We start from the raw sequence: 24,038 nt of genomic DNA on the forward strand, positions 1-24,038 counted from the left end.
CCCGTCATGACGCCAGCCCCAGGTCGCGCGCGATGACCATGAGCTGGACCTCCGTGGTGCCCTCACCCACCTCGAGGATCTTGGAGTCCCGGTAGTGGCGGGCCACGGTGTTCTCGTTGAGGAACCCGTACCCCCCGAAGATCTGGGAGGCGTCGCGGGCGTTGGCCATCGCCGCCTCGCCCGAGGTGAGCTTGGCCACGGAGGCCTCGGCCTTGAACGGCTTGCCGTGGGTGAGCTTGAGCGCGGCGTCGAGCCAGCACAGCCGGGCGGCGTGCACGCGGGCCTGCATCCGGGCGAGCGTGAAGGCGACGTGCTGGTTGGCACCGATGGCGTGCCCGAACACGTGCCGCTCCCCGGCGTACCGCAGGGCCTCCTCCAGGCAGCCCTGGGCGGCGCCGGTGGCCAAGGCGGCGAAGGCGATGCGGCCCTCGTCGAGCGCCCGCAGGAAGTTGGCGTACCCGCGTCCGCGCTCGCCGAGCAGGTGGTCCGCCGGGACCCGCACGCCGTCGAGCGTGAGCGGGTGGGTGTCGGAGGTGTGCCAGCCGACCTTGTCGTACGGCGCGCCCACCGTCAGTCCCGGCGTGCCCGCCGGCACCAGGATGGAGGACAGCTCCGGGCGCCCGTCGCCGTCGCGGTCGGTGACCGCCGTGACGGTGATGACGCTGGTGATCGGGGTCCCGGAGTTGGTGATGAACTGCTTGGAGCCGTCGATCACCCACTCGTCGCCGTCCCGCCGTGCGGTGGTGCGCGTGGCCCCGGCGTCGGACCCGGCGCCGGCCTCGGTGAGGCCGAACGCGGCGAGCGCCCGGCCGCTGGTCAGGTCGGGCAGCCACTGCTCGCGCTGGGCGGCGGTGCCGTGCCGGAAGATCGGCATGATGCCGAGCCCGACGCCGGCCTCGAGCGTGACGGCGATGGACTGGTCGACGCGGGCCAGCGCCTCGACGGCGAGGCACAGCGAGACGTAGTCCTCCCCCTGGCCGCCCACCTCGGTGGGGAACGGCAGCCCGAACAGCCCGAGCTCACCCATCTGGGCGATGATCTCCACCGGCAGGCGGCGCTCGGTGTCGTACCGGTAGGCGGCCGGTGCGACGACGTCGTCGGCGAACTCCCGGACGGTCTGGCTGAGCTTGCGCTGCCGGTCGGTCAGCGCGGTGGACGAGGTGTCGGCGATCATGACGCTCCTTCGGGTTCGACGACGGCGACCACCTGGTCGAGGCGGACCTGGTCGCCCGGGTGCACCAGGACGCGCAGGATCCCTGCGGCCGGTGCGGGCAGGGGGTGCTCCATCTTCATCGCCTCGACGACGACGGCGGCGGCGCCGGGCTCGACGGCGCCGGCGGCGTGGGTGGCGGTGACGGTGCCGGGCATCTGCGCGCGGATCTCGACCGGCCCGACGGCGGCGCCCCCGTCGCCCGGTCCGGCCGCGGCAGCGCGGTCGGCCCGGAGCATCGCACCCCGCTCAGCGCGGTCGAGCACGGTCCAGACGGTGGTGCGGCCCTCGACCGCGACCCACACGGTGTCGTGGTCGCCGGCCGCCTCCCGCACGGCCGTGACGGCCACCGTCCGCGCGCCGTCGGGCCGTGCGCCCGGCGTCACCGGTCCGATGCCCTCGGCCTCCGGCACCGGACCGACCGTGAGCAGCCGACGGTGGGCCGGGCCCGCGCCCGAGCGGCCCGGCGCGGTCAGCGACGCAAGCACTGGCATCCCGCCGTCGGCGGCGACGACGGCCCCCGAGCGAGACCCCGTCACCTCGACGTCGTGGACCGCACCGTCCGGGCCGCGCAGGCCGAGCCGCCGTGGCGCGTGCGGGGCGTTCAGGCGCCACCCGTCACCGGTCCACGGGCCGGACGCAGCGGACCCGTCGGCCTGCGGCGGTACGGCCAGCAGGGCCGCGACCACCAGGGACGCGTCCGGTGCCGCGCCGGACGCGGCGCGCGCAGGTCCCGGCGCGTCGGCAGCGACATCGGCCGCGAACCGGTCCACCAGCCCGGTGTCGAGCCGGCCGGCGCGCACGTCGTCGTCGCTGAGGAGGTCCCGCAGGAAGCCGATGTTGGTCTCGACGCCCAGCACGGCCAGTCGCGCCAGCAGCCCGTCGAGGCGGGCCAGCGCCTGAGCGCGGTCGGCGCCGTGCGCCACCGCCTTGCCGAGCATCGGGTCGTAGTCGCCGGACACCGTGTCACCGCCGGCGACGCCGGAGTCCAGGCGCAGCGGCATCGCGTCGGGACCGGCCGGCGTCCCGGCGTCGTCGACCACCAGCAGCCGGCCCACGGACGGCAGGAATCCGCGCTGCGGCGCCTCGGCGTACACGCGGGCCTCGATCGCGTGCCCGGTGAGGCGCACGTCGTCCTGGGAGAACCACAGCTTCTCCCCCGCGGCGACGCGGAGCTGGGCCTCGACCAGGTCGCGCCCGGTGACCATCTCGGTCACCGGGTGCTCCACCTGCAGACGCGTGTTCATCTCGATGAACGCGAACTCGGTGGGCGCGCCCGCGGGCACCAGGAACTCCACGGTGCCGACCCCGACGTAGCCCACCGACCGCGCCACCTCGCAGGCCGCGGCGCCCAGGCGCTCGCGGGTGGCGTCGTCGAGCGCCGGGGAGGGCGCCTCCTCGACGATCTTCTGGTGGCGACGCTGCAGCGTGCACTCGCGCTCGCCCAGGTGCACGACGCCGCCGTGCGCGTCGGCGAGCACCTGCACCTCGACGTGCCGCGGGGTGTCCACGAGCCGTTCGAGCAGCAGCCCGTCGTCGCCGAACGCGGACGTCGCCACCCGGCGGGCCGAGGCCAGCGCGGCCGGCAGGTCGGCCGGGGCGCGCACGACCTCCATGCCCTTGCCGCCGCCGCCCGCGACCGGCTTGACCAGCAGCGGGAACCCGACGTCGGCCGCCGCGGCGAGCAGCGCGTCGTCGTCCAGGGAGTCGTCGAGGGTGCCGGGCAGCACCGGGACCTCGTGCTGGGCGACGAGCCGCTTCGCGGCGACCTTGTCCCCCATGATCTCGATGGCCTGCGCGGTGGGGCCCACGAACGCGATGCCGGCCTCGGCGCACGCCCGGGCCAGGCGCGGGTTCTCCGACAGGAACCCGTAGCCGGGGTGGACGGCGTCGGCACCGGTGGCGACGGCGGCCGCGACGACGGCGTCGACGTCCAGGTAGGCGCGGGCGTCCCCGAGCGGCACCGCGACGTCGGCCTCGCGCACGTGGCGGGCGCCGGCGTCGGGGTCGGTGTGCACGGCCACGGAGCGGATGCCGAGGCGGCGCAGCGTGCCGATGACGCGGCAGGCGATCTCCCCGCGGTTGGCGACCAGCACGGTGGTGAACATGTCGTGGTGCACCCCTCTCACATCCGGTACAGCGCCGCGGCGCGGTCGGTCAGCGGGGTGCGCGCGCAGACGGCGAGCGCCAGGCCGAGCACCCGGCGGGTGTCGACGGGGTCGACGATGCCGTCGTCCCACATCCGCGCGGTCGCGTGGTACGGGTCGCCGGCCGCCTCGTAGGCGTCGCGGATCGTGGTGCGGAACGCGGCCTCGTCGTCGGTGTCCCACTCCTCGCCGCGGCCGGCGAGCTGATCCCGCTTGACGGTGGCGAGCACCGAGGAGGCCTGCTCGCCGCCCATCACGGAGATGCGGGACCCGGGCCAGGACCACAGGAACCGTGGCCCGTAGGCCCGCCCGCACATGGCGTAGTTGCCGGCGCCGAAGGAGCCGCCGACGATGACGGTCAGCTTCGGCACCCGCGCCGTCGAGACGGCGGTGACCATCTTGGCGCCGTCCTTGGCGATGCCGCCGGCCTCGGCGTCGGTGCCGACCATGAACCCGGAGATGTTCTGCAGGAACAGCAGCGGGATGCCGCGCTGGTCGCACAGCTCGACGAAGTGCGCGCCCTTGAGCGCCGACTCGCGCAGCAGCACCCCCTGGTTGGCGAGGATGCCCACGGGGTGGCCGTGGATCCGCGCGAACCCGCACACCAGCGTGGTGCCGTACTCGGCCTTGAACTCGTCCAGGCGGCTGCCGTCCACGAGCCGGGCGATCACCTCGCGCGGGTCGTACGGCTTCTGCACGTCAACGGGGACGACGTCGTACAGCCCGGCCGCGTCGAGCAGCGGCTCCCGGGCGGGCTGCACGTCCCAGGCGGGCTCCGGGTCCGGCGGGAGCGTGGCGACGATGCGGCGCACGCGGTCCAGGGCGTCGGCGTCGTCGTCGGCGAGGTGGTCGACGACGCCGGAGCGCCGCGCGTGCAGCGCGCCGCCGCCGAGCTCCTCGGCGGTGACGTCCTCACCGATGGCGGCCTTCACCAGGGGCGGACCGCCGAGGAAGATGGTGCCCTGGTCGCGCACGATCACCGTCTCGTCACTCATCGCCGGCACGTAGGCACCGCCCGCGGTGCAGGAGCCCAGCACGGCCGAGAGCTGCGGAATGCCGGCCGCGGACAGGCGGGCCTGCTGGTAGAAGATCCGCCCGAAGTGGTCACGGTCGGGGAACACCTCGTCCTGCCGGGGCAGGAACGCCCCGCCGGAGTCCACGAGGTACACGCACGGCAGCCGGTTCTCCAGCGCGATCTCCTGCGCGCGCAGGTGCTTCTTGACGGTCAGCGGGTGGTAGGTGCCGCCCTTGACCGTCGGGTCGTTGCAGACCACCATCACCTGCCGCCCGGCGACCAGCCCGATCCCCGCGACGACGCCCGCACCGGGCCACTCACCCGGGCCGTTCCCGGCGTCGTCCACGCCGTACGCCGCCAGCGGCGAGATCTCCAGGAACGGGCTGCCCTCGTCGAGCAGCCGCGCCACCCGGTCCCGCGGCAGCAGCTTGCCGCGCGCCACGTGCTTGTCCCGGGCCCGCTCCGGCCCGCCCGCCGCGGCAGCGGCCGTCCGTTCGCGCAGCGTGGCCGCGAGCGCCCGCTGCGCGTCGGCGTTCGCCCGGGCGGCGTCCGTGGCCGGGTCGACGGCGGAGGTCAGCGTGCTCATGCGGCACCGGACCCGTCGACGGCGGTCAGCCCGGTGCCGGTCGTCTCGTCCGCGGCGGCGCCCGCCGCGTCCGCGACGACGTCACGGCCGCCGAGCAGCAGCGCGAGCGCCGGGTCGGTGAGCAGCCCGCCGAGGTCGGCCAGGAACCGGGCGCCCTGCTCGCCGTCCACCACCCGGTGGTCGAACGTCAGGCTCAGGGTGACGACGTCGCGCAACGCGACCTCGCCGTCGTGCTCCCAGGGACGCCGGGCCACCTGCCCGATGCCGAGGATCGCCGACTCGCCCGGGTTGAGCAGCGGGCTGCCGGCGTCCACGCCGAACACCCCCACGTTGGTCAGCGTGAGCGTGCCGCCGGTCAGCCGCTCCGGGCGGGTGCGTCCGGCCCGGGCGGTCTCGGCCAGCTCGGCCAGCGCGCGGGCGAGCCCCACCAGCGAGAGCTCGTCGGCGTCCGGCACGTGCGGCACCACCAGGCCCCGGTCGGTCGCGACGGCGATGCCCAGGTGCACGTGAGCGGGACGCACCAGGTGGGCACCGCCGTCGGCCTCCTCCCAGCGCGTGACGAGCGCCGGGTGGTCCTCGACGAGGCCGCACACCACGCGGCCGATCACGGCGAGCAGCCCCACCTTGGTCCCGCCCGTGCGCCGGTGGGCGCGCAGCCGGTCGACCAGGGCGAGCGTGTCGGTGACGTCGCAGGTCAGGTGGACCGTGGCCTGCGGGATGGCCGCGCTGGCCGTCATCGCAGCAGCGGTGTGCTTGCGCACGCCGCGCACCGGCTCCCGGGTCTCGGCGGGCTCGGGCCGGGCGCCCGGGCGCCGTGCGCCCCGCGCGGCGGCGTCGACGTCGTCCCGCGTGATCCGCCCGTCGGGACCGGTGCCCCGGACGGCCGTGAGGTCCACACCCAGGCGCTTGGCCATCGCGCGCACCCCGGGGGCCGCCTGCCGCTCCGCCGTCGCGCGCGGGGCCACGCCGTCCGACGACGGCACGGGCGTGGGGGCGACGGGTCTGCGCGGGCGCCGGGTCGGGCGTCCCTTGCGGGCCGAGCGGGCCCCGTAACCCACCAGGTTCGGGCCGGAGCCGTCGTCGGCCGACGCCGGCTCGGGCTCCGGTGCGCCGTCGGCGGCCGGTTCCTCGGCCGGGGGGTGCTCGGCGGCCGGTTCCTCGACCGGGGGTCGCTCGGCGGCCCCCTCCTGGGCCGGGACGCCGCCGGCCGGCACGTCCGCGGGCTCGGCACCCTCCACGTCGAACGTGACCAGCGGCTCGCCGACCTCGACGACCTGCCCCTCCTCGGCATGCAGGGTCGTCACGGTCCCGGCGTAGGGCGAGGGGACCTCGACCAGCGCCTTGGCGGTCTCAACCTCGGCGATCACCTGGTTGAGCGTGACCACGTCCCCGGGGGCGACGCGCCACTCGACGATCTCGGACTCGGTCAGTCCCTCCCCGAGGTCGGGGAGCAGGAACTGCTGGGCGCTCATGCGGTGCTCCTCTCGCACGATCCCTGCGGTGCCTCGCTCCGGCAGCCCTCGTCCCTCGCGCTCCCTCCGCGGGGGCTCCTCGCGCTCATGCGGCGCTCCTCTCGGACGACCCCGGCATCGCCCGCTCGGGGCGGGCGGTCGGGACGTCCACGGGGACGCGCCCGAGCGCCTGGTCGATGCCGAAGCAGACACGGTCGAGGTCGGGCACGTGGTGGCCCTCCAGCTTCGCGGGCGGGTACGGGACGTCGTGGCCGGTGACGCGCACGGGCGGCGCCTGCAGGTGCTCGAAGCACCGCTCGGTGACGGTGGCGCAGATCTCCGCGCCGACCCCGGCCTGGCGCGGCCCCTCCTGGACGACCACCAGCCGTCCGGTGCGCCGCACGGACGCCACCACGGTGTCGGCGTCCCAGGGCGAGAGCGACCGCAGGTCGACCACCTCGACCGAGGCGCCGTCGTCGGCCATCGCCTCGGCCGCGTCGATCGCCGTGGACACGTGCGACCCCCAGGTGGCCACGGTGACGTCGGAGCCGCGGCGGACGACCTGCGCCGCACCCATCGGGCGCGTCGCGGCCAGGTCCTCGATCTCGACGGGCCCCTTGACGTGGTAGAGCCGTTTGGGCTCGAAGAAGATCACCGGGTCGTCGCTGGCGATCGCCTGGCGCAGCACCGTGCAGGCGTCCTGCGGGTTCGACACCGACACCACGCGCAGCCCGGCGGTGTGCACGAAGTACGCCTCCGGCGACTCCGAGTGGTGCTCGGCCGCGCCGATCCCGCCGGCCACGGGGATGCGGACGGTCAGCGGCATCGAGACCGCGCCACCGGTGCGGGCCCGCATCTTGGCGACCTGGCTGACGATCTGGTCGAACGCGACGTAGACGAACCCGTCGAACTGGATCTCCACCACCGGGCGGTAGCCGCGATAGGCCATCCCGATCGCGGTGCCCAGGATGCCGGACTCCGCCAACGGCGTGTCCATGACCCGCCGGGGGCCGAACTCCCGCTGCAGCCCGTCCGTCACCCGGAACACGCCGCCCAGCGCGCCGATGTCCTCCCCGAGCAGCACGACCTTCTCGTCGTCGGCGAGCGCCCGGCGCAACCCGGCGTTGAGCCCGCGGGCGAGCGTCATCGGCTCGGCCGTCATCGCGCACCTCCGCCCGCGGTCTCGAACCCGTCGAGGTACCGGGCGTACGCGTCCCGCTCGGCGGCCAGCTCGTGGTGCGGCTCGGCGTAGACGTCCGCGAAGATCGCCTCCCAGGACGGGTCCTCGATCCGGGTGATCCCGGCGCGCAGCTCGGCCGCCACCGCGTCCGCGGCCTCCTGGACGCGGGCCTCGACGGCGTCGTCGAGCACACCACGGGACCGCAGGTGGGCGGCGACCCGGGCGAGCGGGTCGCGCGCCTCCCAGTGCTCGATCTCCGCCGACGTGCGGTACCGGGTCGGGTCGTCGGCCGTCGTGTGCGGGCCGCGGCGGTACGTCACCGCCTCGATCAGGGTCGGGCCGCCACCGGTGCGGGCGCGGTGCAGCGCCTCGCGGGTGACGGCGAGCACGGCGAGCACGTCGTTGCCGTCCACGCGCACGCCCGGCATCCCGAACCCGCGGGCGCGCTCCACGAGCGGCACCTTGGACTGCAACGAGACGGGCTCGGAGATCGCCCACTGGTTGTTCTGGCAGAAGAACACCACCGGCGCGGACCAGGTCGAGGCGAACGTGAACGCCTCCGAGACGTCGCCCTGGCTGGTGGCGCCGTCACCGAAGTACGTCACCGCCACCTCGGTGTCGCCGGTGCGGCCGTCGCGCTCGGCGTCGGCGAGGATGCCCACGCCGTAGCCGACCGCCTGCACCGACTGCGCCCCGATGATGACCTGCATGGGTGCCATGCGGGCCTCGTGCGGGTTCCAGCCGGAGCCGACGGCGCCGCGCCACACGCGCAGCAGGTCCACCGGTGCCACGCCACGCACGTGCGCGACGGCGTGCTCGCGGTAGCTGGAGAACACGAAGTCGTCCTCCCGCAGGGCGCGCGCCGAGCCGACCTGCGCGGCCTCCTGCCCCAGCAGCGGCGGCCACAGGGCGAGCTGGCCCTGGCGCTGCAGCGCGGTGGCCTCGGTGTCGATACGCCGGACCACGACCAGGTCCTCGTACAGCCGCACCCACGCGGCGTCGTCGACGTCCTCGACCCACGAGTCGTAGCCGGCGTCGGGGGTGCGGATGCCGTCGGCGTCGATCAGGCGCACGGTCGCGTCGTCGCTCCCCCCGCCGCGCGGGGCACCGGCGCGGGCCGGGTGGCCGTTCGACGCCGCACGGTCGTGGGGGGCACGGTCGCGGGACGCACGGTCCCGCGCCCCGCCGTGGGCGCTGTCCGCCGAGGACGCCGACTCACCCGCTCGTGACAGGTCTCGAGTCCTCGGATCCGTGGTGCTGGGCATGGGTGGCCTCACCTCGCATCGAAGACGGCGCTCCTCGTCGAGCGCCGATGTGGCGAACGTAACGCCGCCAGGTCACACCGCACCACCGCCGTCGGACCTGCTGCGCACTGTGCTTGGTCGCATTCCTCTCGATCGAGCACTGTGCGCAACGGAGCCGACGTCGGGCTTCCTCACGCATCGGCGGCCGGAAGCGTGAGGAATCCCGACGTCGCCCGGTTAGGCTGGCAGCGTGCACAGCATCGACGCCGTGGACCTCGCACTGCTGAGGGCCCTCACGCAGGACCCGCGCGCCACCACGGTGGCCCTCGCCCAGCGGCTCGGCATCTCGCGCAACACCGTGGCCGCCCGGCTCACCCGGCTCGACGACGCCGGGGCCTTCCGCGAGTTCGACCGCTGCATCGACCCGGCCGTCCTCGGGCACCCGCTCACGGCCTTCATCGAGGTCACCGTGCACCAGCAGGAGCTCAGCCGGATCGTGGAGGAGCTCGCCCGGATCCCCGAGGTCGTCCAGGCCTACGGGCACAGCGGCCAGGCCGACCTGCGCGTGCACGTCGTGTGCCGGGACACCGACCACCTGTTCCGCATCGACGCCGCGATCCTGCGCATCGGCGGGGTGCAGCGCACCGAGACCGCGCTGTCGATGGGAGAGCTGGTGCCCTACCGCATCACGCCGCTGGTCGAGAAGTTGCGCCGCGGACTGTAGCCCGAGGCGATCGAGGGGCTATATTGTCCGTTGCTCAGTATGCTGTGTAACGGGAGGAGGCCCCGTGCCGGACCGCCGTCGATGGCTCGCACTGGTGACGGTCTCAGTGGCTGTCTCGCTCATCATCGTCGACTCGACGATCGTGAACGTCGCGATCCCCTCGATCGTCGCCGACCTGGGGATCGACTCCACCCAGGTGCAGTGGGTCCAGGAGTCCTACACGCTCGTCTTCGCCTCCCTGCTGCTGGTGTTCGGTGTCCTCGCCGACCGCTGGGGCCGACGGCGCACGATGCTGGCCGGCGTCGCGATCTTCGCCGCGTCGTCGCTGCTGGCGGCGACCGCCCCGGACGGGACCGTGCTCATCGGTGCCCGGCTCGTCCAGGGGCTGGGAGGCGCGATGATCCTCCCCACGACGCTGTCGATCATCAACGCGACCTTCCGCGGACGCGAACGCGGCATCGCCTTCGCCGTGTGGGGTTCGACCATCGGCGGCATGGCCGCCGTCGGTCCGCTGCTGGGCGGCTGGCTCACCACCGACTACTCGTGGCGCTGGGCCTTCGGCATCAACATCCCGCTGGGAGTCCTCATCCTGGTCGCCACCGTGCTCGTGGTGACCGAGTCCCGCGCCGAGGAACGGCGCGGCACCGACCTCGTGGCGGCCCTGCTGTCCGTGGTGACGTTCGGCGGGATCGTCTTCGGTCTCATCGAGGGCCGGTCGCTCGGCTGGTGGACCACCCTGGACGACGCCACCACGTGGTGGCCGTGGGACCTGTCGCCGGTACCGGTCGCACTCGGACTCGGCGTCGTCGCCGGAGCGCTGTTCGTCCGGCGAGGGCTGCGCCGCACCCGGCAGGGCCGGCCCACCCTCGTCCCCCTCGACCTGTTCACGATCGCCTCCTTCCGCAACGGCAACCTCGCCGCCCTCGTGGTCTCCCTCGGCGAGTTCGGCATCCTGCTGTCGCTGCCGATCTGGCTGCAGAACGTCCTCGGCTACGACGCCCTGGCCACCGGCTGGATCCTGGTCGCGCTCGCGGGCGGGTCCTTCCTCGCCAGCGGAGCTGCGCAGCCGCTCACCGTCCGTTTCGGCCCCGTACCGATCGTGCGCCTGGGTATCGCGGCAGAGGTCGTCGGCGTCGTCGGCCTCGGGGCGGTGATACGGCCCGAGGCGACGTGGGTCTCGTTGGTGCCGTTCCTGGTCGTATACGGCTTCGGCGTCGGCCTCGCCACGGCCCAGCTCACGGGCGTCGTGCTCGCCGACGTACCGGTGCAGGTCTCCGGCGCCGCCTCGGGGACCCAGAGCACCGCCCGCCAGGTGGGATCCGCGCTGGGCATCGCGATCCTCGGGACCGTCCTGTTCATGACCACCGCGGCGGACCTCGACGCCCGCCTCACGGACCAGGGCGTCCCCGAGGCCCAGCGGACCGCGACGGTGTCGGCGGTGGTGGACAGCGCCGGCGGCGCCATCGCCGGCCTGGAGCAGGATCCGTCCACCGCCTCGGTCGCCGACGACGCCCGTGCGGCCCTGACGCAGGGCACGCGCTACTCCGCCTGGGCGGCCGGCGGGTTCCTGCTTCTCGGGCTCGGGGCCACTCTGACCCTGGGGCGGCGCCCGCGGGAGGTGGCGGAGGTCCCGACCGGGGGCGACCGCACCTGACGGCCGATCAGCCGGTCTCGACCACCAGGTCGGCCGCGGCGCGTGTCGCGGCGACGAGCTCCGCGTTGACCTGGTCCGAGCCGCGTGCCCAGCGGGCCGCCTCGCGCGGGCTCTTGCCGAACGCCCGGTGCCGGGCCTCCAGCCGGGCGAGCCGGACGTCGTCGGGCACCTCGACGTACCAGACCTCCGCCATCCGGGCCCGGGCGGTCGGCCAGGCACCGGACGGCTGGAGCACGTAGTTCCCCTCGGTGATCACCAGGGGTACGTGGGAGGGTGCCTCGACGCCGGCCGCGACCGGCTCCTCGATCTCACGCCGGAACGCCGGGGCGTAGACCGGCGGGTCACCGGGCCGGGCGTCCGCGAGCCGGCCGATCAGCGCCGCGTACCCGGCGTCGTCGAACGTGTCGATCGCACCCTTGCGGTCCCGGGCCCCGTGCGCTGCGAGCACCGCGTCCGACAGGTGGAAGCCGTCCATACCGACGACGACGGCGAGGTCCGGTCCGAGCGCCTCGGCCAGCGCCGCCGCGAGGGTCGACTTCCCGGATCCCGGCGCGCCGACGATCCCGAGGATCGCCCGCTCTCCCGCGACCGCGAGCGCCCGCGCCCGCTCGACGAGCTCCGCCGTCGTCCCCGTCACCGGCGGGCCTCAGCGCGCACCGCGGCGAGCCACTCGCGTGGCCCGACGTGTGCCACGCGCATCGCAGCGACCTCGATCCCGGCCGCGCACGCGGCGGGCAGCGCGGCACCGTCGGCCAGCGCGACGGCGAGCGCCCCGTGGAAGGCGTCGCCGGCACCGAGGGTGTCGCGCGCCTCGACCGCCGGCACGTCCACGGTGCCGACGCCGTCGGGACCGGACCACTCGACCGGCCCGCCGCCGTGGGTGACCACCACACCGCGTGCGCCGCGGGTGTGCGCCCCGGTGGTGACGTCGTCGTACCCGGGCACCGTGAACCGGGCGGAGACCGCCGCGACGTCCGCGACGGGCAGCAGCTCGGCGAACAGCGGCCGCCAGCGACCGGCGTCGAGCAGCACCTGCGGCCGGCCAGGCAGGTCGGGCAGGTGCCCGACGGCGGCTCGCGCGATCGCGGGGTGGTGCCCGTCGAACAGGACGACGTCGGGCGCGGGCAGCGCGCCGAGCGCCGTCGGTGCCGGTGCGTCGGCCAGCGCGGCGTCGGCCGAGACGACGGACCGCTCACCGCTCGCGTCGTCGACCAGCACCGCCGAGACCGCGAGCGGGAAGTCCTCGCCGGCGACGACGTCGTGCACCTCGACCCCGCAGGCCTCCAGGTCGGCGCGGGCGGCCTGCGCGACGGGGCTGCCGCCGAGGGCGGTGACGAGCACGGCCCGGGCCCCCAGGGCGGCGGCGGTCACCGCCGCGTTGGCGGCCGGGCCGCCCGCGGCGACGTCCTGACGGGAGGCCGTGACCTTCTCGTCCCGGCCCGGGCGCCCGGCGGCGCGGTGCACGACGTCGAGCGTGGTCAGCCCGACGAACCAGCAGGTCCGCACCTGTTCACCGCCCCGTGCCGTCGACGGCGTACGGTTCGATCGCGGCGATCTCCTCCTCGGTGAGCGGGCCGGCGGCGAGCGCCCCGAGGTTGTCCTCGAGCTGGCGCACCGACGAGGCGCCGATCAGCGCGGAGGTGATGCGCGGGTCGCGCAGCACCCAGGACAGGGCGAGCTGGGCGAGGCTCTGACCGCGCCCGGCGGCGATCTCGTGCAGCGCCCGCGCCCGCTCCAGGTAGGTGCTGCTCAGGGCGTCGCTCGACAGGAACGGCGAGTCGCTGCGCGCCGCGCGCGAGCCGGCCGGCGCCTCGCCGGACAGGTACCGGCCGGTGAGCAGACCCTGCTGCAGCGGGGAGAACACGATGGTGCCCACGCCCAGGTCCTCCACGGCGTCGAGCAACGACTCGCTCTGCCGACCGTCGTACGGGTCCTCGCGGTGCGGATCCTCGATGTGCCGGTTGAACATCGAGTAGCTGGGCTGGTGGATGAGCATCGGCGTGCCGAGGTCCGCCAGGAGGCGCGCGGCGTCGCGCGTACGCGCCGGCGAGTAGTTGGAGACGCCGACGTACAGCGCCTTGCCCTGCTGCACCGCCGAGGCGAGCGCCCCCATGGTCTCCTCGAGCGGCGTGGAGGGGTCGGGACGGTGGTGGTAGAAGATGTCGACGTAGTCCAGCCCCATGCGCTCCAGCGACTGGTCGAGCGACGCCGTCAGGTACTTGCGCGAACCGTGGTCGCCGTAGGGGCCGGGCCACATGTTGTACCCGGCCTTGGTGGAGATCACCAGCTCGTCGCGGTAGGGCGCCAGGTCCCGCGCGAGGTGGCGGCCGAAGTTCTCCTCCGCCGAGCCGTAGGGCGGGCCGTAGTTGTTGGCCAGGTCGAAGTGGGTGACCCCCAGGTCGAACGCACGGCACAGGATGGCGCGCTGCGTCTCCAGCGGGTTCACGTGGCCGAAGTTGTGCCACAGGCCCAGCGACAGGGCGGGCAGGTCCAGTCCGGACCGGCCGGTGCGGCGGTAGGTCATCGAGTCGTAGCGGGTCTCGGCGGCGAGATAGCGCGGTGCGAGGGGCATGCCGCCATCCTGGCACGCAGGAGGAGCCTCGACCCTGGCACGGCGGCCGACGGGTGCACGGTGTGGCGTCCCCCCGACGGCCCCGTGGACGAGCGGCCCGCCGACGCGGCCCGGCTCCGGCTCGCCGGCGAGCCGACGTACGATTCTGGGGGGCCGGGATCGACATAGCGGGCAGAACGGGCCGGGGATCACGGCGGACGGGCGGCGAGATGGACGACGACGGCGGGGCTCGCCGGGGTGCACCGAGGTCGGTGGAGTGGGCGCTCGCCCTGGGCTTCGCGGCGCTGGTCTGCGCGCTGGTCCCGGTGATCGGCGACTGGGTCGCGGCGCCGCTCGGGCTCGCGGCGCTGGGCCTGGGGTCGCTGGGCAGCCACGTCGCCGACCGCGACGGGCGGCCCGGGATGTGGCGGGGGTTGATCGGCGCGCTGCTCGGGCTCGCCGCGCTCGCCTCCGTGCTGTTCTCCGTGGTGATCGGAGCCGTCGGCCCCTGACCCCCGTCGGCAAGCTGTGGGTGTACGACGCGCCGCTAGTTCGACGGGCATGACGGCGTGTCGTGCACCCACAGCGGAGCAGGTCAGAAGGCCGGCGGGATCGGGAAGTTCGCCCGGAACAGGTTGTCCGGGTCCCACTCGGCCTTGACCTCGCGCAGCCGCGACAACGTGGGCTCCGGGAAGGCCTCGGTCAGTCGCTCGGACCGGGTGTCCGTGTCGAAGGAGAGGTAGAGCCCCTCCGTGTGCGGCGCCATCACCTCGTCCCAGGCCGCGTCGATCCGCTCCTGGCTGGACGACATCGCCGACAGCAGGAAGTTCTGCCGCCGGTGCGCGTACGCCGTCGCGTCGTCGGGCACGTCGTGGGCGGCCCCGCCGGTGGCCCGGACCTGCAGGAAGTAGGCGTCGCCCGAGTGCGCGAGCCGCTCGAAAGCCCGGCTGGTCGCCGTGTCCAGGTGTGTCACCAGTCCCGACCGGACCGCCGGGTCTCCTCCGCCGGAGTGGTGCTTGTCCCCCGCCTGCACGACGCCGGAGTACGGCAGCAGGTACGCCTGGTGCCCGAGCAGCGGCCCGGCGTCGGCCAGCCGTTCGAGCTGCTCGACGGCGGCGTCGGTGTCGTGCCCGGCGTAGACGGTCATGAGCTGGGCCACCGGACCCTGCCCGCGGCGCGCCGGCGACAGGATGAGAAAGCTCGTCAGCTCGCGCGGGGCGGACTCGACGGCGGCGCCCCACCGTTCCAGCAGACCGGCAGTGTCGGTGGCGTCCAGCGCCATCTGGGAGAAGACCACGTTCTCCAGCGCCATGGCCTCGATCTCCACCCAGGTGACCACGCCGAGGTTGCCGCCGGCGCCGCGCAGCCCCCAGAACAGGTCGGGGTTCTCCTCGGTCGAGGCGTGGGCGACGCGGCCGTCGGCCGTGACGACCTCCGCGGCGACGACGTGGTCGATCGTCAGGCCGTAGGTCCGCCCGAGGAACCCGACCCCGCCCGCGGTGGCGAGCCCGCCGACCCCGACCCCGCCGTAGTCACCGGAGCTGATGGCCCAGCCCCGGGGTGCGAGGGCCTCGGCGACCTGCCCCCACGTAGCACCGGCGCCGAGCCGCACCCGCCGCGTCGCCTCGTCGACGACCTCGATCCCGTCGAGCGCGCCGAGGTCGATGACGATCCCGCCGTCGTTCGTGGAGCGGCCGCTGATGCCGTGCCCGCCCGAGCGGACGCCCAGCGGGACGTCCTGCGAGCGCGCCCAGCCGACGGCGTCGGCCACCTCGGCGGTGCTGCGCGGCCGCAGCACCAGGCCCGGTGCCCCGGAGCGCAGATAGTTGTGGCGCACGGTGTCGTAGGCGCGGTCGCCGGGTTCGACGGCGGTGCTCGCCAACGCGGCGGGCACCGAGTCGTACGCGATGCCCTCGCGGCGCAGCTCGATCGCGGCCCGTCCTCGGCGGGTCGCCGCGGGTGCCGTCCCGGCCGTGGCGCGCTCGCGCGCCACGAGCTCCCGGACGGCCGGGGCGATCTCCCCACCCAGGACGGCGAGCAGCTGCGGGTCGTCGGTCGCCGCGATGAAGGACCCGACGCCGTCGTCCAGGGCCAGCGCGGCCAGCTCCTCGACCCACTGGTCCACGGGGCCCTGCAGGAAGCCCCGGCGGTCCGCGACGACGGACCCCTGGATGTTCAGCAGCCGCCGGATCTCCGCCGGGTGCCGCCCGGCCTCCTCGGCCGCCTCGTCGATCACCGCGTTGCCGCGGGCCAGGTCGCCGTCCTTCAGATAGGCCAGCGAGGGCAGCCAGCCGTCGGCCTTCCGGGCGACGAGCCGCAGCAGGCGGGGCTTGTAGGCGCCCAGCCAGATCGGCACGTCGTGGGCCGGCGCGGGGCCCCGCTTGGCACCGGTGACCCGGTGGTGCTCACCCTCGGTGCGCAGCGCGCGGCGCTCGCCGGCGGCCCAGATGCCACGGATGATCTCGATCGCCTCGGACAACGCCTCGACGGACTGCCCGGGGGTGAGGCGGGTGCCGCCCATCGACTCGATGGCGTCCCAGAACCCGCCGGCGCCGAGCCCGAGGTCGATGCGTCCGCCGCTGAGCAGGTCGAGGCTGGCCACGGAGCGCGCGAGCACCGCGGGCTGGCGCAGCGGCAGGTTCAGCACGTTGCCGGCCAGGTGGATCGTCTCGGTGACGGCCGCCGCGTAGGAGATGAGTGTCCAGGTGTCGAGGAACCCCGGCTGGTACGGGTGGTCCTGGAACGTGACCAGGTCCAGTCCGGCGGTCTCGGCCGCTTGTGCCAGCCGCACCGGCTCGTGCGGGTCGCGGTTCGACGGCGTGAGGAACGCGCCGAAGACCAGGTCGTGGCCGTAGTCCGTCATGGTGGGGCCAACTCGGAGGACGACCGAACCATTCCGCACACCCCCAGCGCTGTGGGTGCACGACGCGCCGCTAGCTCTCGGGGCATGGCGGCGTGTCGTCCACCCACAACGGGGGAGTCAGGTGACGGCGCCGAGGTGCCAGGGGATGAACTCCTCCGCGCCGATGCCGAGCTCCTCGGAGACGGTCTGCTCGCCGGAGGCGACGGCCAGGATCATGGCGAGCAGCTCCGCGCCGACCTCCTCGAGGGACGCGATGCCGTCCACGATGCGCCCGGCGTTCAGGTCCATGTCCTCGCTCATGCGCTCGTACATCGGGGTGTTCGTGGCGACCTTGATCGACGGCGTCGGGCGGCAGCCGAACACCGACCCACGGCCCGTGGTGAACACGACGACGTTCGCGCCGCCGGCCACGATGCCCGTCACCGAGACGGGGTCGTAGCCGGGGGTGTCCATGAACGTGAACCCGCGGTCGGTGATCGCCTCGGCGTAGTCGTACACCGCGGTCAGGTCCGCCTGCCCGCCCTTGGCCACCGCGCCGAGCGACTTCTCGAGGATGGTCGTCAGCCCGCCGGCCTTGTTGCCCGGCGAGGGGTTGTTGTCGAGCGTGCCCTGCCCGGCGGCCATGTAGGAGCGCCACCACTCGAGCTGGTCGAGGAGCTTCTTGGCGACCTCCGGCCGCGTCGCACGCGCGGTCAGCAGATGCTCGGCGCCGTACACCTCGGGGGTCTCCGCGAGCACCGACGTGCCCCCGTAGGCCACGATCCGGTCCGACGCCCAGCCGAGCGCCGGGTTCGCGGTGATGCCGGAGTAGCCGTCGGACCCGCCGCAGTTCAGGCCCAGCACCAGCTCGGACACGTCGCACTCGGTGCGCTGCCGAGCGTTCACCGCGGGCAGCATCGCGCGGATCTCCTCGACACCGGCGCGCACGGTGGCACGGATGCCGCCGGTCTCCTGGATCGTCATCGAGCGGACCAGGGTGTCCTCGGGGATGCCGGCGAGCAGCCCCGAGCTCTCGGCCGGGTCGGGGGCGCCGATCCCCGGCATCCCGAGGTCGGCGACCGTCCCCGAGCGCGCTGCCAGCGCGGACCCGGGCACCATCTCGCAGCCCAGACCCAGCACGAGCACCGCCGCGACGTTCGGGTGCGCGGCGTACCCGCGCAGGGTCCGCAGCAGCACCTGGCCGCCCTCGGAGTCGGGGACCAGGCCGCAACCGGAGGTGTGCGTCAACGCGATGACGCCGTCGACGTTCTCGAACGCGTCCAGCTCGGACGGGGGGAACCGGTCGGCGATCATCTTCGCCGTCGACGCCGAGCAGTTCACGCTGGTCAGGATCGCCACGTAGTTGCGGGTGCCGACCCGGCCGTCGGCGCGCCGGTAGCCGCGGAACGTGGGGCGCGGGCCGTCGGGCACCGCGAGCTCCGTGTGCTCGCCGCCCAGCGGGGCCTCCCGCTCCCCCGGGTCGAACCCGAGGTTGTGGGCGTGCACGTGGTCGCCCACGGCGATGTCCACGGTGGCGACGCCGATGGTCTGCCCGTACTTGCGCACCGGGTCCCCGGCGGCCACGGCGTGCAACGCCAGCTTGTGCCCCCGCGGGACGTCGCCGTGCACGACGACGGCACTCCCGTCGGGCGCGACGGCCCGGTCGCCGGGGGTCAGGTCACGGGTCGCCACCGCGACGTCGTCTCCGTCGCGCAGCACCAGCAGGTCGCTCATCGGGTCATACCGTCCTCGCACATGGCTGCGCCCCGCCGGCGGCGGGGCGGTGGTCCACCCCCGTTCCCGGGGGCGGGTCCGTCGGGTGCGGGGCCGCCGGAGGTTCCGGTCGGCGGCCCCGCACCGTCAGGGTCAGGTGAGCTGAGGCATCAGCTCGTGGCCGAGGTGGCTCACTCGGAGGTCGCGTCGGCGACCTGCGTGAGGAAGGCGTCAGCGGCCTCGTCCGGCGTCATGGAGCCGAACAGCACCTCGGAGTTGAGGTTGATCATGATGTCCTGGACGTCACCGGCACCGTTCGGCGGGACGGCCGGGCCGTCCACGATCTCGTCCTCGAGGTCCTCCATGAACTCCGCCACGCGGGCGTCGGCGTCGGCGAGCTGGTCGGCGATGGACTCGCGGACGGTCAGGTTGGACGGCAGACCACGGTCGGTGAGCTGCATCTCCGCGACCTCCGGGTCGTTGAGCAGGAAGTCGACGAACTTGGCCGACTCCTCCGGGTGCTCGGTGGTGGCCGAGACGGAGTAGTACATGGCCGGCTTGAAGTACATGCCGGTGCGCTCGTACTCGGTCTCGCCCGGGACCCGCAGCAGCTCGAGCTCGTGACCCGAGGAGTCGCTCAGGGCGCCGAGCTGGTTGGACCACCAGATGCCCATACCGCCGGAGTTCGTGCCGAGGAGCGAGCCCTCCGGGCCGGCGTTCTGGAACTCGATGGTGCGCGACGCGTCCGGCGTGCCGCCGGACTCCTGCAGGTCCAGCCCGAGCTGGAAGAACTGCGCGACGGTCTCCTTGTCGACGCCGAGCGAGCCGTCCTCGTTGTAGAGCGCCTGGCCCTTCTGACGGGCGAGGATGCTGAGCCCGGCCTCGTTGAAGCCGATGTCCTGGGTGCCCCAGACGCCGTCACCGGCGGCCTCGGAGAGCTCCGAGGAGACCTTGACGAAGTCCTCCCAGGTCCAGGTCGTGTCGTCCGGCATCTCGACGCCGGCCTCGTCGAAGATCTGCGGGTCGGCGACCATGGCGTAGGCGTTCACACCGGTGGCCAGGCCGTAGAGCTCGCCGTCCACCCGGCCCGAGTCGACGATGGACTCGGGGATCTCGGAGGTGTCGATGTCGAGCGACTCCAGGTCGGCGAGCACGCCACGGTTGGCGTAGTCGGCGACGAACCGCTCCTCCTGGGTCATGACGTCGGGGGTGTCACCACCGGCCACCGTGGTGGCCAGCTTGTCCCAGTAGCCGCCCCAGTCGGTGTAGTCCGGGACCACCGTGATGCCGGGGTTCTTCTCCTCGAACAGGGCGATGATGTCCTGCGTGGTCTGGTGGCGGTCGTCCGAGCCCCACCACGAGAAGCGGATCTCGACGTCGCCGCTCTCGCTGCCGCCGTCGCCGTCGTCGCCGTCCCCGGCGATGCCCGAGTCGCCGGAGCAGGCGCCCAGAGCGAGGACTCCGGCCGTGGCGAAGGCCGCGATGAACGTGGCGCGGGACCGTCCGCGGCGTGTGGTCGTTGCTCGCATGATTCTCCTTGTGTGTGCGTGACGAAACGTCGTCGTTGTCATCTAGCAGCAGGCCCCACCGTCGGGACCCTGGGATCGAGCGGTTACTTGATGCCGGTCGTGGCGATCCCCTTGACCAGGTACTTCTGGCCGAAGAGGAAGATGAAGAAGATCGGGATGAGGGAGACGATCGACATCGCGAACAGCGGGCCCCACGAGCTGGAGCTCGTGGAGTCGATGAACGTCCGCAACGCGATCGGCACCGTGTACATCTCCGGATCGGTCAGGAAGATCAGCTGGCTGAAGAAGTCGTTCCAGGTCCAGATGAACGTGAAGATGGCCGTCGTGGCGAGCGCCGGCAGGGACAGCGGCAGCATGATCTGCAGGAAGATCCGCCCGTGCCCGCAGCCGTCCAGGCGCGCCGCCTCGTCCAGCTCCTTGGGCAGCCCGCGGAAGAACTGCACCATGAGGAAGATGAAGAACGCGTCCGTGGCCAGGAGCTTCGGCACGATGAGCGGCAGGAACGTGTTGATCCACTGCAGTTCGGAGAACAGGATGTACTGCGGCACGATGATCACGTGGATCGGCAGCATGATCGACATCAGCATGATGGCGAACCAGATCGGCCGGCCCCGGAACTTCAGCCGTGCGAAGGCGTAGGCCGCCATGGAGCAGGAGATCAGGTTGCCCAGCACCGACCCGAGCACGACGATCGCCGAGTTCATCAGGTAGTGGCCGAACGGGTGCAGCAGCGCGTTCCACCCGGCCGTGTAGTTGGTCAGGTCGAGCTCGGTCGGGATGAGGCCCGGCTCGCGGAAGATGATGTCGTTCGGCTTGAACGAGCTGGCCAGCATCCACAGCAGCGGGTACAGCATGATCAGGCCGAACCCGATGAGCAGCACGTGCTTGATCAGACGGCGGGCCCGCGGCCCCACCTTCCGCTTGCGCGGGACGTCGGGGACCTGGGCGGCGACCTCGGTCAGGGACCGGCGCTCGCGCACGGCCGTGTGCCGGGAGCTGTTCTCGGTGGGTGCGTCGGGGCGCACCGGGGTGTCAGTCATCGTAGAAGACCCAGTACTTGGAGGCGAAGAAGTTGACCGCGGTCATGCCCGCGACGATGAGGAGCAGCACCCAGGCCATCGCCGAGGCGTACCCCATGTCGAGGGAGCCGAACCCGCGCTGGTAGAGGTACAGCGTGTAGAACAGGGTGGAGTCGACGGGCCCGCCCGTGCCGTTCGAGATGACGAAGGCCTGGGTGAAGGTCTGGAACGCGCCGATGAGCTGGAGCACCAGGTTGAAGAAGATGATCGGGCTCAGCAGCGGGATCGTGATGTTGAAGAACTGGCGCACCTTGGAGGCGCCGTCGATGGAGGCCGCCTCGTAGTACATCGCCGGGATCTGCCGCAGGCCGGCGAGGAAGATGATCATCGGCGCGCCGAACGTCCACACGTTGAGGATGATCAGCGTGTCGAGGGCGTAGTCGGGGTGCGAGACCCAGCCGTAGCCCTGGATACCGAAGAAGCCCAGGACCTGGTTGACCAGACCGTCGGCGCCGAAGACCTGGCGCCACAGCAGCGCGATGGCCACCGAGCTGCCGAGCAGGGACGGCAGGTAGTAGACCGAGCGGTAGAAGGCCAGGCCGCGCAGGCCCCGGTCGAGCACCATCGCCAGCAGCAGCGCGGCGGCGAGCTGCAGGGGCACCGAGACGAAGACGTACCGCAGCGTCACCTTCAGCGACTGGATCCACTGCGGGTCGGAGAACATCTGCTGGTAGTTCTCCAGCCCGATCCAGCTCGGCGCCTCGAGCAGGCTGTAGTCGGTGAAAGACAGGTAGAGGGAGGCGAGCAGCGGGAACGCCGTGATGACGATCAGCCCGAGGAACCAGGGGGCGAGGAAGATCGCGGCAGCCTTGCCGTCCCCCTTGCGCAGCTCGCGGCTCGCGCCACGGGTCTTGGCGACCTCTTGGATCACAGACATGGCCGCACCTCCCCGTGCGGCGCCGTGATGGACACCATCGTCGTCCTCCCGATCGTCGTCGATCGCTAACCGCCGGCCGCCAGGACTCCGTGTCCTGAACCGGGAAACCGGTTGCTGTCGCAGAACGTATCACAGCAGGAACCGGTTTCCCATGGTGTACGGTCAGCACCTGGGACCGGAGAGCCACCAGGCGCCGGTTGTGATCAGGACGTGATCCACGCGTGATCCACGCGTGACCGAGGACGGAGGCAAAGATGCCCGGCGCGACAGTACGCCGTCCGACGGTGACGATCGCCGACGTCGCATCAGCGGCCGGCGTCTCCCGTGCGACGGTTTCCCGGGTGATGAACGGCCGGAGCACGGTCGACCCCGCCATCTCCGCACGCGTGCAGGAAGCCGCGATCGAGCTCAACTACCGGCCCAGCAACGTGGCGCGCAGCCTCTCGCTGGGCCGGACGACGACGGTCGCCCTCGTGGTGCCCGACCTCGGCAACCCCGCGTTCCAGCAGATCCTGCGCGGGGTGTCCTCCGCTGCGGGCGAGGACGGGTACCGCGTGCTCGTGGCCGACTCCGCCGAGGACCCGGCCACGGAGGCCGCGATCGCCCGCGAGGCGCGGACCCGCTGCGACGCGCTCATCCTCGTCTCGCCCCGGATGCCGGACTCGGCCCTCGACGCGCTGCTGCCCGACGTCACCCCCGCCGTCGTCGTCAACCGCGAGGTCGCCGGCGGCGCGCCCAGCCTGGTGGTGGACTACACCGACGCCATGCTGCAGGTCGTCGAGCACCTCGTGTCCCTGGGCCACCGCCGCATCGCCTACCTGGCCGGCCCGCAGGCCTCGGTCTCCGACGCCGCCCGGCGTCGCGGCCTCGCCGAGTCGTGCGCACGCCACCCGGAGCTCGAGGTCGTCGAGCTGCCCACCGGGTCCGACATCGCGGCCGGGCACGCCGCGGCACCCGCCGTCCTCGCCAGCCGGACCACCGCCGCCGTCGCCTTCAACGACCTCGTGTCGTTCGGCCTGCTCGCCGCCCTCAACGAGGCCGGCGTCGCGGTCCCCACCGACATCTCGGTGTGCGGCTTCGACGACATCGAACTCGCCCGGTACGCCACCCCGGGCCTGACCACCGTGGCGGTGCCCCAGGAGGACCTGGGGCGCCACGCCTGGAGGGAGCTCCACGCCGTGATCGACAACGCCGCGGGCGCCGCCGAGACCACCCGGTTCGGCGTCCGACTCCAAGAACGCGCGAGCACCGGGCCCGTGCCCCGCACCACCGTCAAGGCCGGGACGCCGGAGGCGGCCTCGCCCGCACCCGTGGTCGAGGCGCCCACCGAGCCCGCGTCGGAGCAGGTCCCGACCTGGACGGTCGAGCACGGCGTGCCCGTGCTGCGACGCGCGGCCGACCACGTGGCGCTGTCCCGCTACGACAGCGGCGACGCCCTGCCGACCATCCACTCCCCCCGGCCCTACCTCCACCCGGTCCACTCGCTCGCGGGCGTCCCGCTCACGGAGTCCGGCCCGGTGGACCACCGCCACCACTACGGCGTCAGCATGGCCGTGGCGGACGTCAACGGCACGAGCTTCTGGGGCGGGCGCACCTTCGTCCACGACGTCGGACCGACCCTGCTGCCCAACCACGGGCGCCAGACCTCGGTCGACACCACCATCGACCCGCTGTCCCCGAACGTCCTGCTGGACACCGTGGCATGGACCGACGAGCACGGCGGCCCGCTCCTCGACGAGCGCCGCCGCATCGGCGCCCGCCTCCTGGACGACGGCTGGGTGCTGGACTGGCGCTCCACCCTGCACGCCACGCACGGCCCGATCGAGGTCCGCTCCCCCGCCACCAACGGCCGGCCCGGCGCCGGCTACGGCGGGGTGTTCTGGCGGCTGCCGATCGCCGCCTCGACCCGCGTGCTCTCCGCCGACGGCGAGGGTCAGGACGTCGCGCACGGCTCGACGTCCCCCTGGGTCGCGTTCGTCCAGCTCCACCGCGACGCCCGCGGCGACGAGCGCACGACGACGACGCTGCTCACCCAGACCTCCCCCGCCCGGCACTGGTTCCTGCGGTCCGAGGAGTACCCGGGCGTCTGCCCGGCGCTCGCCTGGGACACGCCGCTGCAGATCCCCGCCGGTGGCACGGTGGAGACGGGCGTCGTCGCCGCGATCCTCGACCGCCCGCTCGACGCCACCGAGGCCGCCGCGCTGGCCACCGGTCTGCGCTGAGCCGCCGCCCACCC

The 24,038-nt window shown here is 73.5% G+C and carries 18 protein-coding genes; 4 read left to right on the top strand and 14 right to left on the bottom strand.

Annotation, left to right across the window (positions count from 1 at the left end; all coding sequences use genetic code 11):
- Positions 1–4: 4 nt before the first annotated feature.
- The 6 genes from ACIQLL_RS01625 to pdhA all read right to left on the bottom strand — a co-directional run bounded on the left by ACIQLL_RS01625 (position 5) and on the right by pdhA (position 8,854).
- Positions 5–1,174, bottom strand: coding sequence for an acyl-CoA dehydrogenase family protein (locus ACIQLL_RS01625; protein ID WP_402462319.1), 1,170 nt, complete (start codon positions 1,172–1,174; stop codon positions 5–7).
- Positions 1,171–3,318: an ATP-binding protein gene (locus ACIQLL_RS01630; protein WP_402462322.1), complete on the bottom strand. Its 2,148-nt coding sequence runs from the start codon at positions 3,316–3,318 to the stop codon at positions 1,171–1,173. Before ACIQLL_RS01630 ends, ACIQLL_RS01625 begins: the two co-directional genes overlap by 4 nt.
- A 17-nt stretch (positions 3,319–3,335) precedes the next feature.
- A complete protein-coding gene (locus ACIQLL_RS01635; protein WP_402462324.1) occupies positions 3,336–4,958 on the bottom strand; it encodes a carboxyl transferase domain-containing protein in 1,623 nt (540 codons plus the stop codon).
- Positions 4,955–6,430 (bottom strand): dihydrolipoamide acetyltransferase family protein, encoded by a 1,476-nt coding sequence (locus tag ACIQLL_RS01640; protein WP_402462327.1) that lies wholly within the window; start codon positions 6,428–6,430, stop codon positions 4,955–4,957. Before ACIQLL_RS01640 ends, ACIQLL_RS01635 begins: the two co-directional genes overlap by 4 nt.
- An 85-nt stretch (positions 6,431–6,515) precedes the next feature.
- Positions 6,516–7,571: an alpha-ketoacid dehydrogenase subunit beta gene (locus tag ACIQLL_RS01645; protein ID WP_402462330.1), complete on the bottom strand. Its 1,056-nt coding sequence runs from the start codon at positions 7,569–7,571 to the stop codon at positions 6,516–6,518.
- Positions 7,568–8,854, bottom strand: coding sequence for a pyruvate dehydrogenase (acetyl-transferring) E1 component subunit alpha (gene pdhA / locus ACIQLL_RS01650; RefSeq protein WP_402462333.1), 1,287 nt, complete (start codon positions 8,852–8,854; stop codon positions 7,568–7,570). The genes ACIQLL_RS01645 and pdhA overlap by 4 nt, the downstream gene beginning before the upstream one ends.
- Positions 8,855–9,083: 229 nt before the next feature.
- On the opposite strand from pdhA, the gene ACIQLL_RS01655 reads away from it, so the two are divergent.
- A complete protein-coding gene (locus tag ACIQLL_RS01655; RefSeq protein ID WP_402462336.1) occupies positions 9,084–9,557 on the top strand; it encodes an Lrp/AsnC family transcriptional regulator in 474 nt (157 codons plus the stop codon).
- Positions 9,558–9,651: 94 nt separating this feature from the next.
- Positions 9,652–11,211 carry an MFS transporter gene (locus ACIQLL_RS01660; RefSeq protein ID WP_402462339.1) on the top strand — a complete coding sequence of 520 codons (1,560 nt, stop codon included), beginning with the start codon at positions 9,652–9,654 and terminating at the stop codon, positions 11,209–11,211.
- A gap of 7 nt (positions 11,212–11,218) precedes the next feature.
- On the opposite strand, the gene ACIQLL_RS01665 is transcribed toward ACIQLL_RS01660, so the two are convergent.
- Genes ACIQLL_RS01665 through mgrA form a run of 3 tightly spaced genes read right to left on the bottom strand, consistent with a single transcriptional unit; the run spans position 11,219 to position 13,783 of the window.
- The gene (locus ACIQLL_RS01665; RefSeq protein ID WP_402462341.1) at positions 11,219–11,848 is read right to left on the bottom strand and encodes a nucleoside/nucleotide kinase family protein; all 630 of its coding nucleotides are present in this window, start codon (positions 11,846–11,848) and stop codon (positions 11,219–11,221) included.
- Positions 11,845–12,717, bottom strand: coding sequence for a PfkB family carbohydrate kinase (locus ACIQLL_RS01670; RefSeq protein WP_402462344.1), 873 nt, complete (start codon positions 12,715–12,717; stop codon positions 11,845–11,847). The genes ACIQLL_RS01665 and ACIQLL_RS01670 overlap by 4 nt, the downstream gene beginning before the upstream one ends.
- 4 nt (positions 12,718–12,721) lie before the next feature.
- On the bottom strand, positions 12,722–13,783 hold the full coding sequence (mgrA, locus tag ACIQLL_RS01675) for an L-glyceraldehyde 3-phosphate reductase (RefSeq protein ID WP_402462345.1): 1,062 nt from the start codon (positions 13,781–13,783) through the stop codon (positions 12,722–12,724).
- A 209-nt stretch (positions 13,784–13,992) separates the two neighbouring features.
- On the opposite strand from mgrA, the gene ACIQLL_RS01680 reads away from it, so the two are divergent.
- Positions 13,993–14,274 carry a hypothetical protein gene (locus tag ACIQLL_RS01680; protein ID WP_402462348.1) on the top strand — a complete coding sequence of 94 codons (282 nt, stop codon included), beginning with the start codon at positions 13,993–13,995 and terminating at the stop codon, positions 14,272–14,274.
- A gap of 83 nt (positions 14,275–14,357) precedes the next feature.
- Here the strand turns inward: ACIQLL_RS01680 and ACIQLL_RS01685 are convergent, their stop codons facing one another.
- The 5 genes from ACIQLL_RS01685 to ACIQLL_RS01705 all read right to left on the bottom strand — a co-directional run bounded on the left by ACIQLL_RS01685 (position 14,358) and on the right by ACIQLL_RS01705 (position 21,802).
- Complete coding sequence (locus ACIQLL_RS01685; protein WP_402462351.1) at positions 14,358–16,625, bottom strand: LLM class flavin-dependent oxidoreductase; 2,268 nt, start codon at positions 16,623–16,625, stop codon at positions 14,358–14,360.
- 117 nt (positions 16,626–16,742) lie between these two features.
- Positions 16,743–18,338 (bottom strand): UxaA family hydrolase, encoded by a 1,596-nt coding sequence (locus tag ACIQLL_RS01690; RefSeq protein WP_402462354.1) that lies wholly within the window; start codon positions 18,336–18,338, stop codon positions 16,743–16,745.
- A gap of 170 nt (positions 18,339–18,508) precedes the next feature.
- Positions 18,509–19,846, bottom strand: coding sequence for an ABC transporter substrate-binding protein (locus ACIQLL_RS01695; RefSeq protein ID WP_402462356.1), 1,338 nt, complete (start codon positions 19,844–19,846; stop codon positions 18,509–18,511).
- A gap of 83 nt (positions 19,847–19,929) precedes the next feature.
- A complete protein-coding gene (locus tag ACIQLL_RS01700; protein WP_402462359.1) occupies positions 19,930–20,886 on the bottom strand; it encodes a carbohydrate ABC transporter permease in 957 nt (318 codons plus the stop codon).
- On the bottom strand, positions 20,879–21,802 hold the full coding sequence (locus ACIQLL_RS01705) for a carbohydrate ABC transporter permease (protein ID WP_402462362.1): 924 nt from the start codon (positions 21,800–21,802) through the stop codon (positions 20,879–20,881). Before ACIQLL_RS01705 ends, ACIQLL_RS01700 begins: the two co-directional genes overlap by 8 nt.
- Before the next feature lie 254 nt (positions 21,803–22,056).
- Here ACIQLL_RS01705 and ACIQLL_RS01710 point away from each other — a divergent pair, with 254 nt between their 5' ends.
- Positions 22,057–24,024 carry a DUF6807 family protein gene (locus ACIQLL_RS01710; protein ID WP_402462365.1) on the top strand — a complete coding sequence of 656 codons (1,968 nt, stop codon included), beginning with the start codon at positions 22,057–22,059 and terminating at the stop codon, positions 24,022–24,024.
- Positions 24,025–24,038: the final 14 nt, after the last annotated feature.

Origin of the sequence: Isoptericola aurantiacus, assembly GCF_044769875.1 — a bacterium.
Taxonomy (GTDB): domain Bacteria; phylum Actinomycetota; class Actinomycetes; order Actinomycetales; family Cellulomonadaceae; genus Isoptericola; species Isoptericola aurantiacus.

Excerpts from the sequence above, each read along its gene's own strand:
- ACIQLL_RS01630 (WP_402462322.1), bottom strand. The coding sequence starts at position 3,318 with ATGTTCACCACCGTGCTGGTCGCCAACCGCGGGGAGATCGCCTGCCGC.
- ACIQLL_RS01645 (WP_402462330.1), bottom strand. The coding sequence starts at position 7,571 with ATGACGGCCGAGCCGATGACGCTCGCCCGCGGGCTCAACGCCGGGTTG.
- mgrA (WP_402462345.1), bottom strand. The coding sequence starts at position 13,783 with ATGCCCCTCGCACCGCGCTATCTCGCCGCCGAGACCCGCTACGACTCG.
- ACIQLL_RS01690 (WP_402462354.1), bottom strand. The coding sequence starts at position 18,338 with ATGAGCGACCTGCTGGTGCTGCGCGACGGAGACGACGTCGCGGTGGCG.
- ACIQLL_RS01695 (WP_402462356.1), bottom strand. The coding sequence starts at position 19,846 with ATGCGAGCAACGACCACACGCCGCGGACGGTCCCGCGCCACGTTCATC.
- ACIQLL_RS01680 (WP_402462348.1), top strand. The coding sequence starts at position 13,993 with ATGGACGACGACGGCGGGGCTCGCCGGGGTGCACCGAGGTCGGTGGAG.
- ACIQLL_RS01640 (WP_402462327.1), bottom strand. The coding sequence starts at position 6,430 with ATGAGCGCCCAGCAGTTCCTGCTCCCCGACCTCGGGGAGGGACTGACC.
- ACIQLL_RS01705 (WP_402462362.1), bottom strand. The coding sequence starts at position 21,802 with ATGTCTGTGATCCAAGAGGTCGCCAAGACCCGTGGCGCGAGCCGCGAG.
- ACIQLL_RS01710 (WP_402462365.1), top strand. The coding sequence starts at position 22,057 with ATGCCCGGCGCGACAGTACGCCGTCCGACGGTGACGATCGCCGACGTC.
- ACIQLL_RS01700 (WP_402462359.1), bottom strand. The coding sequence starts at position 20,886 with ATGACTGACACCCCGGTGCGCCCCGACGCACCCACCGAGAACAGCTCC.
- ACIQLL_RS01635 (WP_402462324.1), bottom strand. The coding sequence starts at position 4,958 with ATGAGCACGCTGACCTCCGCCGTCGACCCGGCCACGGACGCCGCCCGG.
- ACIQLL_RS01625 (WP_402462319.1), bottom strand. The coding sequence starts at position 1,174 with ATGATCGCCGACACCTCGTCCACCGCGCTGACCGACCGGCAGCGCAAG.
- pdhA (WP_402462333.1), bottom strand. The coding sequence starts at position 8,854 with ATGCCCAGCACCACGGATCCGAGGACTCGAGACCTGTCACGAGCGGGT.
- ACIQLL_RS01685 (WP_402462351.1), bottom strand. The coding sequence starts at position 16,625 with ATGACGGACTACGGCCACGACCTGGTCTTCGGCGCGTTCCTCACGCCG.